This is a genomic window from Streptomyces sp. NPDC012888 (genome assembly GCF_042900645.1).
In the GTDB taxonomy this organism is placed as follows: domain Bacteria; phylum Actinomycetota; class Actinomycetes; order Streptomycetales; family Streptomycetaceae; genus Streptomyces.
Genome location: NZ_JBIBBM010000027.1, coordinates 15,293 through 28,548, shown reverse-complemented (window position 1 = coordinate 28,548; position 13,256 = coordinate 15,293). Strand labels below are relative to the sequence as shown.

The 13,256-nt window shown below is 74.0% G+C and carries 12 protein-coding genes; 7 read left to right on the top strand and 5 right to left on the bottom strand.

The window, feature by feature from the left end; genetic code table 11:
- Positions 1-527 precede the first annotated feature (527 nt).
- The gene (locus ACFY61_RS31885) at positions 528-977 is read left to right on the top strand and encodes a PTS glucose transporter subunit IIA (protein WP_389477953.1); all 450 of its coding nucleotides are present in this window, start codon (positions 528-530) and stop codon (positions 975-977) included.
- 75 nt (positions 978-1,052) lie between these two features.
- The gene (ptsP, locus tag ACFY61_RS31880) at positions 1,053-2,723 is read left to right on the top strand and encodes a phosphoenolpyruvate--protein phosphotransferase (RefSeq protein WP_389477950.1); all 1,671 of its coding nucleotides are present in this window, start codon (positions 1,053-1,055) and stop codon (positions 2,721-2,723) included.
- Positions 2,724-2,808: 85 nt separating this feature from the next.
- Here the strand turns inward: ptsP and ACFY61_RS31875 are convergent, their stop codons facing one another.
- Both ACFY61_RS31875 and ACFY61_RS31870 read right to left on the bottom strand, forming a co-directional pair.
- Positions 2,809-3,705: a hypothetical protein gene (locus ACFY61_RS31875; protein WP_389477948.1), complete on the bottom strand. Its 897-nt coding sequence runs from the start codon at positions 3,703-3,705 to the stop codon at positions 2,809-2,811.
- A gap of 82 nt (positions 3,706-3,787) precedes the next feature.
- Positions 3,788-5,767, bottom strand: coding sequence for an acetoacetate--CoA ligase (locus tag ACFY61_RS31870; RefSeq protein ID WP_389477946.1), 1,980 nt, complete (start codon positions 5,765-5,767; stop codon positions 3,788-3,790).
- Between the two features lie 208 nt (positions 5,768-5,975).
- Between ACFY61_RS31870 and ACFY61_RS31865 the strand changes: the two genes are divergently transcribed.
- The gene (locus tag ACFY61_RS31865) at positions 5,976-8,315 is read left to right on the top strand and encodes a TIM-barrel domain-containing protein (protein ID WP_389477944.1); all 2,340 of its coding nucleotides are present in this window, start codon (positions 5,976-5,978) and stop codon (positions 8,313-8,315) included.
- 53 nt (positions 8,316-8,368) lie between these two features.
- Here ACFY61_RS31865 and ACFY61_RS31860 read toward each other — a convergent pair whose 3' ends face one another.
- Positions 8,369-8,878 carry an NUDIX domain-containing protein gene (locus ACFY61_RS31860; RefSeq protein WP_389477942.1) on the bottom strand — a complete coding sequence of 170 codons (510 nt, stop codon included), beginning with the start codon at positions 8,876-8,878 and terminating at the stop codon, positions 8,369-8,371.
- Between the two features lie 23 nt (positions 8,879-8,901).
- Between ACFY61_RS31860 and ACFY61_RS31855 the strand changes: the two genes are divergently transcribed.
- The 4 genes from ACFY61_RS31855 to ACFY61_RS31840 all read left to right on the top strand — a co-directional run bounded on the left by ACFY61_RS31855 (position 8,902) and on the right by ACFY61_RS31840 (position 11,805).
- Complete coding sequence (locus ACFY61_RS31855) at positions 8,902-9,726, top strand: M15 family metallopeptidase (protein WP_389477940.1); 825 nt, start codon at positions 8,902-8,904, stop codon at positions 9,724-9,726.
- A gap of 13 nt (positions 9,727-9,739) precedes the next feature.
- Positions 9,740-10,087, top strand: a complete 348-nt coding sequence (locus ACFY61_RS31850; RefSeq protein WP_389477938.1) for an Mpo1-like protein — start codon at positions 9,740-9,742, stop codon at positions 10,085-10,087.
- An 87-nt stretch (positions 10,088-10,174) separates the two neighbouring features.
- Positions 10,175-10,609, top strand: a complete 435-nt coding sequence (locus tag ACFY61_RS31845; RefSeq protein WP_389477960.1) for a Zn-ribbon domain-containing OB-fold protein — start codon at positions 10,175-10,177, stop codon at positions 10,607-10,609.
- Positions 10,606-11,805 carry a lipid-transfer protein gene (locus ACFY61_RS31840; protein WP_389477936.1) on the top strand — a complete coding sequence of 400 codons (1,200 nt, stop codon included), beginning with the start codon at positions 10,606-10,608 and terminating at the stop codon, positions 11,803-11,805. Before ACFY61_RS31845 ends, ACFY61_RS31840 begins: the two co-directional genes overlap by 4 nt.
- 367 nt (positions 11,806-12,172) lie before the next feature.
- Here the strand turns inward: ACFY61_RS31840 and ACFY61_RS31835 are convergent, their stop codons facing one another.
- Both ACFY61_RS31835 and ACFY61_RS31830 read right to left on the bottom strand, forming a co-directional pair.
- The gene (locus ACFY61_RS31835) at positions 12,173-12,793 is read right to left on the bottom strand and encodes an ATP/GTP-binding protein (protein ID WP_389477934.1); all 621 of its coding nucleotides are present in this window, start codon (positions 12,791-12,793) and stop codon (positions 12,173-12,175) included.
- Positions 12,774-13,169 (bottom strand): DUF742 domain-containing protein, encoded by a 396-nt coding sequence (locus ACFY61_RS31830; protein WP_389477958.1) that lies wholly within the window; start codon positions 13,167-13,169, stop codon positions 12,774-12,776. The genes ACFY61_RS31835 and ACFY61_RS31830 overlap by 20 nt, the downstream gene beginning before the upstream one ends.
- Positions 13,170-13,256 lie beyond the last annotated feature (87 nt).

The window sequence follows — 13,256 nt, the reverse complement described above, 5'->3', positions numbered from 1 at the left end:
GGACGCTTCCTTCGTTCCCGTCTCCGGGCCCTCCGGGCGCTTCCTTCGTTCTTCGTTTCCGACTCTATCAGATCTTTTCGATCCGATTTCCTCGGCGCTTTCCAGGTCTGCGCTTCCGCGTTTCCCTTCCGGCGTTTCCGACTCTATCAGTCGTTTTCCGTCTCCCTGACCACCGTTTCCGCAATGCATTGGGCATGCGAAGAGGAGTCGAAGATCGAGATAGTCGACTGGTAAGAAGTTGGTTGTCCGCCGACCTCTGGACACGCGCTGTTCACGTGGTCCGGTCAGGCAGGACTCACGACAGTACACCTCGCCGGAGGCGCGGGCAAATCGGTGCGGACTTGTGGTCTAGTCCACCGGTCTAGTCCACTAGTCTCCGTGCCGAAGGGCAGTCCGGTCGGGTCCCGCGGTGGGGGTCTGACAACGGACGAACCCGTACAAGCCGTGACTTATCCTTCTCAAGAGTACGCCGTCTGCAACAGGCAGTAACGGCGACACGACGAAGCTCCACCCCTGGGAGGCCCCACATGACCAGCGTGACGTCCCCGCTCGCCGGACGCGCCATCGGACTCGCGGCAGTGCCCGACCCGGTGTTCTCCGGCGCGATGGTCGGCCCCGGTACCGCCATCGACCCCGTCCGCGAGCCCTCGGAGGCGGTGGCTCCCGTGGACGGCGTGGTCGTCTCCCTGCACCCGCACGCGTACGTGGTCGTCGACTCCGCCGGCCACGGTGTGCTGACCCACCTCGGCATCGACACCGTCCAGATGAACGGCGAGGGTTTCGAGCTGCTCGTGAACAAGGGCGACACCGTGACCCGTGGCCAGGCCGTCGTGAAGTGGAACCCCGCCGCCGTCGAGGCCGCCGGCAAGTCCCCCGTCTGCCCCGTCGTGGCGCTGGAGGCCACTCCCGACGCGCTGTCCTCCCTCGTGGAGTCCGGGGACGTCAAGGCCGGCGACGCCCTGTTCGGCTGGGCTTGACCGTCCGCCCCGTGGGGGCGGAGTCGTACATCCATCGCGGCGGGTGGGTCCGCCGCTCTATCGGAGACGGGTGAAATGGAGACAACGCTGCGAGGCGTCGGTGTGAGCCACGGTGTGGCGATCGGCGAGGTCCGGCACATGGGCACGGCGGTGCTCGAACCGCCGGCCAAGCAGATCGCCGCGGAGGACGCGGAGCGCGAACAGGGGCGCGCCCGTAAGGCCGTCAGCGCCGTGGCCGCCGACCTGATCGCACGGGGGCAGCTGGCGGGCGGCGAGGCCCAGCACGTGCTCGAAGCGCAGGCGATGATCGCCGAGGACCCCGAGCTGATGGCGGACGTCGACCGGCGCATCGCGGTCGGCAGCACCGCGGAGCGCGGGATCTACGACGCGTTCGCCGCGTACCGCGAGCTGCTCGCCGGTGCCGGTGAGTACATGGCCGGGCGGGTGGCCGACCTGGACGACGTGCGGAACCGGATCGTGGCACGGCTGCTGGGCGTGCCGATGCCGGGTGTGCCGGACAGCGACGAGCCGTACGTGCTGATCGCGCGGGACCTCGCGCCGGCGGACACGGCGCTGCTGGACCCGTCGCTGGTGCTGGGCTTCGTGACCGAGGAGGGCGGGCCGACCAGCCACAGCGCGATCCTGGCGCGTGCGCTGGGGGTGCCCGCCGTGGTCGCGCTGCCGGGTGCGTGCGAGCTCGCCGAGGGCACGGTCATCGCGGTGGACGGCTCCACCGGTGAGGTCTTCGTGGAGCCGGGTGAGGAGAAGAAGGCGGGGCTGCGCGCGGCGGCCGCCGAGCGGAAGGCGGCACTGGCCGCATCCTCCGGGCCGGGTGCCACCTCCGACGGTCACAAGGTGCCGCTGCTGGCGAACGTGGGCGGGCCCGCGGACGTGCCGGCGGCCGTGGAGGCGGGGGCCGAGGGCGTGGGTCTGTTCCGCACCGAGTTCCTCTTCCTGGACGACAGCAAGAAGGCGCCGTCGGAGGAGAAGCAGGTCGAGTCCTACCGCAAGGTGCTGGAGGCCTTCCCGGAGGGGCGGGTCGTGGTACGGGTGCTGGACGCGGGTGCGGACAAGCCGCTGGACTTCCTCACTCCGGCCGACGAGCCGAACCCGGCGCTGGGCGTACGCGGTCTGCGTACGCTGCTGGACCACCCCGAGGTGCTGCGGACGCAGCTGACCGCGCTGGCGAAGGCCGCCGCGGGGCTGCCGGTGTACCTGGAGGTCATGGCCCCGATGGTGGCGGACCGGGCGGACGCGAAGGCGTTCGCGGACGCGTGCCGCGAGGCGGGGTTGCAGGCGAAGTTCGGCGCGATGGTGGAGATCCCGTCGGCGGCGCTGCGGGCGCGTTCGATCCTGCAGGAGGTGGAGTTCCTGTCGCTGGGCACGAACGACCTGGCGCAGTACACCTTCGCCGCCGACCGGCAGGTGGGTGCGGTGTCGCGGCTGCAGGACCCGTGGCAGCCCGCGCTGCTCGACCTGATCGCGATGTCGGCCGAGGCCGCCCGCGCCGAGGGCAAGAGCTGCGGCGTCTGTGGTGAGGCCGCTTCGGATCCGCTGCTGGCGTGCGTGCTGACCGGTCTGGGGGTCACCTCCCTCTCGATGGGTGCGGCGTCGATCCCGTACGTGCGGGCGACGCTGGCCAAGCACACGCTCGCGCAGTGCGAGCGTGCCGCCGCGGCGGCGCGGGCGGCGGACAGCGCCGAGGAGGCGCGGCTGGCCGCGCAGGCGGTGCTGTCCGGCGAGTAGCCGTGGTGCGTGCGTGTGTGGTTCGAGGGGCCTTCGCCGGTGGTCGGCGGGGGCCCCTCGTCCTCGTGGGGGTCAGTGGTGGGGGTCAGTGGTGGGGGCGGGGGACGTCTACGGGGAATCCGGGGCAGTACTCGACGCCCGGTTCGGGGGCGACGGGGTCGCCGGTGTCGGCGTCGGTGCAGTAGGCGTTGAAGACGGCGGCGGCGGGGAGGGGGACGAGGGTGCCGCCCTGGAGGCGCCATCCGTGGACCCGGTCGGCGCCGTGGGCGGTGGTGCGGAGGACCACTCCCCCGGTGCCGCCGAGGGCGAGGCCGGCGGCGAGGACGGTGGTGAAGTCGAGGCCTCCGGAGAGGGCGTCGGGTGTGGTGCCGTGGCCGGTGTCGGCGTGGAGCACGGCGATGAGCTGCTGTTCGTCGGCCGGGATGCTGCAGACCAGGTGGTGCCGGCCGGGGCCGGCGGTGGTCAGGAGGCGGTGGACGGTCTCGGCGGCCTGGGTGAGGGAGGAGCGGCCGATGTCCTCGCCGCAGTCGGCGCAGTCGCCGAGGCGGGAGAGGAGTTCGGCGGCGTACTCGCGGGTGGCCTGGCGGACGGCTTCGTCGACGAGGAGCGGGACGAGTTCGTCGATGGGCTGGCCGGTGTAGGGGAGGACGGCTCCGGTGCCGGCGAGTTCCGCGGTGAAGCGGGTGCGGGCGTCGGGGGTGTCGGGGTCGAGGCCGGTCTCGGCGCAGTAGCCGGCGTATTCCTCGGGGTCGAAGAGGGCGACGGTGGTGTGGATGCCTTCGGCGGCGAGGGACCTCAGGAGGTCCTCGACGTGCCGGAGGTACTGGCGGTGGTCGTCGAAGGTGAAGGTGCGGTAGTGCCGCATGGCCGCGAAGTCCCGGGCGTCGGCGAGCAGGCCGAGGGTGCTCGGGACTTCGCGGCGCAGGCCGCCGCCGGTGTGGGCGTCGGTGCGGGTGCGGGTTCGGGTGCGGTTCTTGCGCATGGCGTTCCCCCCTGGGTGGCATCGATCAATGCTCACTCAGAGTAATCACGCGCACTGACAGTGACGGCCCGCCGGTGTGGGTTCAGGGGCGGCGGGTGCGGGCGAGGTCGGCGTAGAAGCGGAGCAGGTCGAGGTCGTCCACCGACCCGGGGTTGACCGCCTTGTCCAGGGGGGTGCCCTGGAGGAGCCTCTTGACGGGGACCTCGATGCGCTTGCCGGTCAGGGTGTGGGGGACGCCGGGCACCTCGATGATCTCGTCGGGGACGTGGCGCGGCGACAGCTCGGTGCGGATGGTCGCCTTGATCCGGTCGCGGAGGGCGTCGTCCAGGGCCGCGCCGGGCGCGAGGTGCACGAAGAGCGGCATCCAGTATCCGCCGTCCGGCTCCTCCAGGCCGATGACGAGGGACTCCTTGATCTCCGGCAGGCGCTCGACGGCCTCGTAGATGTCCGCGGAGCCCATCCGGACGCCCTGCCGGTTGAGGGTGGAGTCGGAGCGGCCGTGGATGACCACCGAGCCGTGGTCGGTGATCGTGATCCAGTCCCCGTGCCGCCAGACGCCCGGGAACATCTCGAAGTAGCTGTCCCGGTAGCGGCTGCCGTCGGGGTCGTTCCAGAACCGCACCGGCATGGAGGGCATGGGATTGGTGACGACCAGCTCGCCGACCTCGCCGGTCAGCGGCTTGCCGGAGGGGTCCCAGGACTGGAGGTCCGTCCCGAGGCAGGCCGCCTGGAGCTCGCCGATGTGCACGGGGAGGGTGGGGACGGCGCCGGCGAAGCAGCTGCACACGTCGGTGCCGCCGCTGACGGAGGCGATCCAGAGGTCCTCGGCGACCTCCTCGTGGAGCCAGCGGAAGCCGTCCGGCGGGAGCGGCGAGCCGGTGGTGGCGACGCACTTCACGGCGGACAGGTCGAAGTCGCGGCCCGGGTGCACCTCCGCCTTCCTGCAGGCCATGACGTAGGCGGCGGAGGTGCCGTAGAGGGTGGCGCGGGTGCGCTCGGCGATGCGCCACTGCGCGCCGGTGTCGGGGTAGCCGGGGCTGCCGTCGTACAGGACCACGGTGGTGCCGGTGAGCAGGCCGGAGACGAGGAAGTTCCACATCATCCAGCCGGTGGAGGTGTACCAGAAGAAGCGGTCCCCGGGGCCGAGGTCGCAGTGCAGCCCGAGCTGCTTGAGGTGTTCGAGGAGGATGCCGCCCTGGGACTGCACGATGGCCTTGGGCAGGCCCGTGGTGCCGGAGGAGTAGAGCACCCAGAGGGGGTGGTCGAAGGGCACCGGCTCGAAGACGGGCTCGGTGTCGGCGGAGGTGAGCGCGGACCATTCGAGGGTGCCCTCGGGGGCCGGGGTGCCGAGCAGCGGGATGTGGACGACGGCGCGCAGCGAGGGCAGTTCCCGGCGGAGCTCGGCGACGGTGTCGGTGCGGTCGTGCTGCTTGCCGCCGTACCGGTAGCCGTCGACGGTGAACAGGACGACGGGTTCGACCTGCTGGAAGCGGTCGAGGACGCTGCGGGCGCCGAAGTCGGGGGCGCAGGAGGTCCAGACGGCGCCGACGGCGGCGGTCGCGAGGAGGGCGACGACGGCCTCGGGGACGTTGGGGAGGTAGCCGCTGATCCGGTCGCCGGGGCGGACGCCGAGGGCGCGGAGTTCGGCGGTGAGGGAGCCCACCTGGCGGCGGAGCTCGGCCCAGGTGACGGGGGTCGGCTCGTGGGTCTCGTCGACGTGCAGGAGGGCGGCTTCGCCGGCGCGGGCGGGGTCCTCGGCGGCGCGGAGGGCGTGCTCGGCGTAGTTGAGGGTGGCGCCGGGGAACCAGCGGGCGCCGGGCATGGAGCGGTCGGCGAGGACCTCGGTGGGCGGGGTGGTGAAGCGTACGTCGAACCAGTCGGCGACGGCCTGCCAGAAGGCGGGGAGCTCTTCCACGGACCAGCGGTGCAGGGCCGGGTAGCCGCCTGTGGCGGGGGCGCCGTGGTGTTCGGCGGCCCAGGCCTGGAAGGCGGTGATCCGGGCGGCTGCGATCCGGTCGGGGCCGGGGGACCAGAGGGGCTCGGGTGCGGTGGTCTCGTTCATGGGTGCGCGGCTCCCAGGGTCGCTCTGATCGCTTCGTGTGCGTTCGGTGTGCGTGCGGTGTGCGTGCGCTGCGTCCGCGCGGGGGTGGCGGCGCGGACGCTCACAGGACGATGCCAGACGATGCCATGTGATCGAGTTGCGCACCAGAGTGGTGAACGCCGGCTGAACGCGCCACGCGCGGCCCGGGGCCGGTGGCAGGGTGATCGTCATGGACGGGATGAACGCTCGTGGTCGTGATGTGGTGCGCGCGGTGAAGGAACTCGGTACGGCGCGGGGGCGGCGGGCCTGGCGGGCGATGCTGCGCCACCGGCGTGCGGACGCGGCGGCATTGCCGCCCCGGGGGCCGGAACGGGCCCGGGTGCCGGGGCTGCTGCTGGAGGCGGACCCCCGGCCGGGCGGCGGTGTGATGCGGTTCGCGCGCTCGGAGCTGCTGGTGCGGGTGACGGTCGGCGGCGCGGTGTTCCTGGGCTGGGACGGGGCCGGGCCGGAGCCCTCGTACGCGGTCGCGGAGCCGGGTCCGGAGCCGGATCCGCGGGCGGTGCTGGAGCCGGACACCGGCGGCGGCTGGCGGGTGGTGTCGGAACGGGTCACGGTCGCGGTGTCGCGGCAGGGTGCGGTGGAGGTGCGGACGCCGGGCGGGGCGGTGCTGCGGCGGGAGCTGCCGCCGCGGTGGTGGGAGCCGGTGTCGGGGGACGGCGGGGCGCGCTGGTTGCAGCGGGCGGAGGTGGCGGCGGACGCGCGGTTCTTCGGGCTGGGCGGGCGGTCGGCGGGGCCACGGCTGCGGGACGGCGAGTACCGGTTGTGGAACACGGATCCGCGGGGCGGGTTCGGGCGCGGGGACGATCCGCTGTACCTCACGATGCCGGTGCAGCTCGTGGTGGCGGACGCGGGCACGCACCTGGTGTTCCACGACTGCACGTGGGACGGGCGGGTGCTGCTGCGGGAGGGTGAGGAGGGGGCCGGTTCGGGGGCGGACCGGCCGGGGGTGAGCGAACTGCGCATGGACGGGGGCCCGTTGCGCTGCTGGGTGCTGGTGGGGACACCGGCGCGGGTGGCGCAGTGCTGGTCGGGGCTGACCGGCGGGGCGGCGGTGCCGCCGTCCTGGGCGCTGGGGCACCACCACGCGCGGTGGGGGTTCGGGAGCGCGGCGGAGGTCCGGCGGATCGTGGCGGGCTACCGGCGGCGGGGCCTGCCGCTGTCGGCGGTGCACCTGGACATCGACCACTACGACGGGCACCGGGTGTTCACGGTGGACGCGGAGCGGTTCCCGGACCTGCCGGGGCTGGCGCGGGAGCTGGCGGAGGACGGGATCCGGCTGGTGTCGATCGTGGACCCGGCGGTGAAGGCCGAGCCGGGGGTGGCCGGTTCGGTGTACGAGTCGGGGCGCGCGGTGGGGCCGGAGGGGGCGTTCGTACGGGACGCGGCGGGCCGGGAGGTGCGGGGTGAGGTGTGGCCCGGGGAGTGCGGGTACCCGGACTTCACGGATCCCGCGGTGCGCGCGTGGTGGGGCGGGCTGTACGAGGAGCGGTTGAAGCAGGGCTTCGCGGGGTTCTGGCACGACATGAACGAGCCGGTCTCCTTCGCGCCGCTGGGGGACGCGACGCTGCCGAGGTCGGCGCGGCACGCGCTGGAGGGTGCGGGCGGGGACCACAGGGCCGCGCACAACGTGTACGCGCTGGGGATGGCGCGGGCGGCGTGGGAGGGGCTGGTGCGGTTGCGGCCCGGTGAGCGGCCGTTCCTGTTCTCCCGTTCGGGGTGGGTGGGGATGCAGCGGTACGGGGGGACCTGGTCGGGGGACGTGGAGACCAGCTGGGAGGGTCTGCGTGCTTCGTTGGCGCTGGTGTTGGGGCTGGGGGCGTGCGGGGTGCCGTACTCGGGGCCGGACGTGGGCGGGTTCGGCGGTTCGCCCTCACCGGAGTTGTTCGTGCGGTGGTTCCAACTGGGTTCGTGGCTGCCGCTGTTCCGGACGCACTCGGCGATCTGGGCGGGGCGGCGGGAGCCGTGGGAGTTCGGGTCGGAGGCGCTCGGGGCGGCACGGGCGGCGCTGGCCGAGCGGGAGCGGCTGCTGCCGTACTGGGTGACGCTGGCCTGGCTGGCGCGGCGTACGGGGGCTCCGTACGTGCGGCCGGTGTGGTGGGGGGCGCCGGAGGACCGGGCGCTGCGGGACTGCGAGGACGCGTTCCTGCTGGGGGACGCGCTGCTGGTGGCTCCGGTGCTGGACTGCGGGGCCGACCGGCGGGCGGTGCGGCTGCCGTGGGGGCGCTGGTACGACACGGCGACGGAGGAGGCGTACGAGGGGCCGGGCCAGGTGCTGCTGGACGCGCCGCTGGGGCGGGTTCCGGTGCTGGCGCGGGCGGGTTCGGTGGTGCCGGTGCGGGGCGGTCTCGAGGTGTGGGCCCCGCCGCGGGGGCGTGCGGGCGGTGGGGTCCGGGTGTCGGAGGACGGGGAGACGGAGCGGTTCGCGGTGCGGTGGGAGGGGGATGCGGTGCGGGTGTTCCGGGAGGACGGGACGCCGGTGTTGTCGGGGGTGACGGTGCGGGGACTGTAGGCGGGCGCGGTCCGGGGCGGGGTCCCGGCGTTCGGGGTGCCGCCGTCTCCCGGTCAGGTGTAGCGGCCGGCGAACCAGGCGGCGGCCGCGCGGGTGTGCAGGGGGAAGGCGAGTTCGGCGGGGGCGTGCAGGACGTGCCAGCCGCTGGTCTCGTCGGTGGGGGTGGACGGCGGGAGGTCCGCGGCGGGGCGGGCCGGGAGGAGGCCGAAGAGGAGCAGGTGGCCGGCCGGGGAGCTGAGGGCGTCGGCGAGGGTGACGTCGGCGGCGGAGGCCTCGATGCCGGTCTCCTCGCGGAGTTCGCGCACCACGGCGGTCCGCCAGTCCTCGGCGAAGTCGACGAAGCCGCCGGGCAGGGCGGTTCCGCCGAGGGCCGGTTCGATGGTGCGGGTGACGACCACGAGGCCGGTGCCGGGGCCGTCCTCGACGGGGAGGAGGGCGACGGCCACGGGGAGGGGGTTGCGGTAGCTGACGGAGCCGCAGGCGGTGCAGGTGCGGGGCCAGTCGGGGGCGGCGAATCGGGTGCCGCAGGAGGAGCAGTGCGAGTCCTTGGCGGGCGTGGTCATGGCGTGATGGTAGGTGAGGTGTCATGAGGCCGTGGGTGTACGGGGTGGTCGGGGTGGTCGGCGTGGTCGCGGGGCTCGGGTCGGCCGGGGGGCTCGGGTCGGTCGCGCCGGTGGCGGCCGTGGGGGCCGCGGGGGCCGCGGGGGACCGCGCCGGGGCGGCGGACGGGCCTTCGGGCGGGCCGCGGGGCGGGGCGGTGGGCGGCGGTCCGGCGGGGTGGGGCGGGGCGCCGGCGGGGTTCGCGGCACTGCGGGAGGTGGACCCGAGCGTGCGTCAGGACATGCGGTACGCGTCCGCGCGGAACTTCACGGGTGCGCCCGTGCCGGGGTACGAGGAGCCGGTGTGCCTGCTGTCCCGGCCGGCGGCGGAGGCGTTGCGGCGTGCGCAGCGGGGGCTGTCGCGGCGGGGGTACTCGCTGGTGTTGTACGACTGCTACCGGCCGCAGCGGGCGGTGGACCACTTCGTACGGTGGGCGGCGGACGCCGGCGACCAGTCGACGAAGGCGGCGTACTACCCGCGGGTCGAGAAGTCCCGCCTGGTGGCGGAGGGGTACATCGCGGAGCGGTCCGGGCACAGCCGCGGGAGTGCCGTGGACGTCGGGCTGACCGGACCCGGCGGGCTCCCGCTCGACATGGGCACGCCGTTCGACTTCTTCGATCCGCTGTCGCACGCCGAGCACCCGGGGGTCGGCGCGGAGGCCCTCGCCAACCGGCGGGTGCTGCGGGCGGCGCTGGAGGAGCAGGGTTTCACCGGCCTGCGGGAGGAGTGGTGGCACTTCCGCCTGGTCCAGGAGCCCTACCCGGCGCGGTACTTCGACTTCCCGGTGCGTTCCGCCGCGGTCCGGCCGTGAGTACCGTGCCCGCATGGATGCTGGAGAGTTCGGATCGTACGAGGAGTTCTGGCCCTACTACGTGGCGATGCACTCGCGGGCGACGACCCGCTGGGTGCACCTCGCCGGGACGCTGACCGGGCTCGCGGTGAGCGCGTACGGCCTGGCCCGGGGACGGAAGCGGTACCTGGCCGCACTGCCGCTGATCGGCTACGGGACTGCGTGGCCGGCGCACTTCCTGATCGAGGGGAACAACCCGGCGACGTTCGGGCATCCGGCGTGGTCGCTGCGCGGGGACGCGCGGATGATCCGGATGATGCTGGCCGGGCGGGACGGCGAGCTGGCGGCGATCGCCGGGAAGTGGCTCGACGAGAACCGGTGACCGGGGCGGGGGTGCCGTGCCAGACTTGAACTGACGGTTCGTCAGGAAGTTTGGTGGGGAGGGGCCTTGGAACGCAGGCGTGCACCGGTGGTCAGCGGGTGGTTCACCGAGCAGGGGGGCGAGTTCCGGTTGCTCGGGACCCGTTGTGCGGCCTGCGCGGCGGTGTTCTTCCCCCGGGAGGACTCCTTCTGCCGCAACCCCGTCTGCGGGGGCGGCGAGTTGGAGGAGGTACCGCTGTCCCGGCGCGGCCGGGTCTGGTCGTACACCGACGGGCGGTACCGGCCGCCCGCGCCGTACGTCTCCGACCCCGGGCGGCCCTGGGAGCCGTACACGCTGGTCGCGGTGGAGCTCCCGGCGGAGCGGATCGTGGTGCTGGGACAGGCCGTGCCGGGGGTCACCGTCTCCGACCTCGCCGTCGGGATGGAGGTCGAGGTGGTCGGCGGGGTCCTCGACGAGGACGCGAACACGGACACCACGTGGACGACGTGGCGGTTCCGGCCGGTGGAGGTGGGGGCCGCGTGACCGGGCACGAGCGGGACGTGGCCGTCCTCGGCGCCGGGATGCACCCCTGGGGCAAGTGGGGGCGCAGCTTCGTCCGGTACGGCACCGTGGCCGCGCGGGCGGCGCTCGCCGACGCGGGGGTGGACTGGACCGACGTGGACTCGGTCGTGGGCGCGGACACCGTCCGCAACGGGTACCCCGGGTACGTGGCCGGGGCGACGTTCGCGCAGGCGCTCGGCTGGCAGGGGGCGCGGGTGACCAGCGTGTACGCGGCCTGCGCCTCCGGGGCCCAGGCCATCGCCACCGCGCGGGCGCAGATCCTGGCCGGGCTGGCCGACATCGTCCTCGTCGTCGGCGCCGACGCCGCGCCCAAGGGGTTCTTCGCCCCGGCCGGCGGGGGCCGGCCCGACGATCCGGACTGGGTCCGCTTCCGGGTGCTGGGGGCGACGAACCCCGCGTACTTCGCGCTGTACGCGCGGCGCCGGATGGCCGTGCACGGGGACACCTCCGAGGACTTCGCGCTGGTCAAGGTGAAGAACGCGGCGGCCGGGGCGCTCAACCCGTACGCCCGGTACCGGAAGGCGGTCACCGCGGAGGAGGTCGCCGCGTCGGCGGTCGTCGCCGATCCGCTGCGGCTGCTGGACATCTGCGCCACGTCCGACGGGGCGGCGGCGCTGGTGCTGTGCGGCATGGACTACGCGCGGTCGCGGGGGGTGACGGACCCGGTGCGGATCAGGGCGGTGTCGACGGTGACGCCGACGTATCCACGGACCGTGCTGGACCTGCCCGACATCGCGACGGACTCGGCGGTGGGCGCCGGGTCGGCGGGGGTCGGCTTCCGGGCGTCGATCGCGCGGGCGGCGTACGAGGAGGCCGGGCTCGGCCCGGAGGACCTTTCGCTGGCCGAGGTGTACGACCTGTCGACGGCGCTGGAACTGGAGTGGTACGAGGACATCGGGCTGTGCGGGGAGGGCGAGGGCGCCAAGCTGGTCCGGGAGGGGACGACCGCGCTCGGGGGGCGGATCCCGGTCAACCCGAGCGGGGGGCTCGCCTCGTTCGGGGAGGCGGTGCCGGCGCAGGCGATCGCGCAGGTGTGCGAGCTGACGTGGCAGTTGCGGGGGGCGGCCGGGGAGCGGCAGGTGGCGGGGGCGCGGGCCGGGATCACGGCGAACCAGGGGCTGTTCGGGCACGGGTCGGCGGTGGTCGCGGTGCGGTGAGGCCGCCCGGGGCCCCGCCGGCCATTCGGGGCTCCGCCCGGCACCGGATCCGCCGGCCGGAGCGCCGCCGGGCGGGTACGCCCCCGCAGGGGCATAAGCCCGAGCGGCGATTGAGCGGGCCCAGCCGGAGCTCCGGCCCAGCACGCGGGGCGCCGCCCCACACCCCGCGCCTCAAACGCCGGCGGGGCTGGACATGCCGCCCACGCCGGATCGCCGGCCGGGGCTCCGGCCGAGCACGGTCGCTCCGCGCCTTAAGCGTGCAAACGCTTGACGGTGGGGGGTGGCGGGTTCACACTGCCTGCACAGTCCCCCACTTCAGCTGCGGCCCGTACCCCAGTCGGCGGGGGTACGGGCCGCCCCCGCGGGACTACGTGCGGGCGGGCAGGCGGCGGGCGCGGGCCAGGGACATGGCGTGTTCCACGACGCCGACCAGGACGTCCTTGACCGACTCGCGGTCGCGGGCGTCGCACAGCCGCACCGGCACCTCCGGGTTGAGGTCCAGCGCCTCGCGGACGCTGGCCACCGGGTGGCGGTCGGCGCCGTCGAAGCAGTTGACCGCCACCAGGAACGGGATCTCACGCCGTTCGAAGTAGTCGACCGCGGCGAAGCAGTCCTCCAGCCGGCGCGTGTCCGCGAGGACCACAGCGCCCAGGGCGCCCTGGGCGAGCTCGTCCCACAGGAACCAGAACCGGTCCTGTCCGGGGGTACCGAACAGGTACAGGACCAGGTCCTCGCGGAGGGTGATCCGGCCGAAGTCCATCGCCACCGTGGTGGTGCTCTTCGACTCCACCCCCTCGACGTCGTCGACCTCGCGGCCGGGCTCGGAGAGGCGTTCCTCGGTGCGCAGCGGCCGGATCTCGCTGACCGCGCTGACCAGGGTGGTCTTGCCGACTCCGAAGCCTCCCGCGACCAGGAGCTTCAGGGTCAGCGGCTCGACCGGCGACACCGCGTGCATGCCGCCGGTGCGGCTAGAGCGCCCGAAGGCCATCGATCACCTCACGCAGAATGGATTCGTCGGGCAGTTCGGCCGGTGGTACCGGCCGGGTGACGTGGACCAGTTCGTCGTCGACGAGGTCGCCGACGAGCACCCGCACGACCCCGACCGGCAGGTCGAGGTCGGCGGCGAGTTCGGCGACCGACTGGGGGCGTTCCCGGCACAGCCACAGGATGTCGGCGTGCTCCGGGGACAGGGTCAGGTCCCAGACCGGGTCCTCGGCGGCGGGCTCCGCCACGACGAGGGCGATCAGGTCGAGCCGGTGCCGGGCCGAGTGGCTGGTCCGGCCGCGGGTCATGGCGTACGGACGGACCACCGGACCGGCTTCGTCGTCGAACCAGTGGGCGTGCCCGGCGGGCGGGGCCTCCACGGTGTCGTCGGCGTCGGGGACCGGGTGGTGTTCCCGGTGTGCCCGGGGGTCCTGGTGTACCTGGGGTCCCTGGGGTTCCTGGGGTTT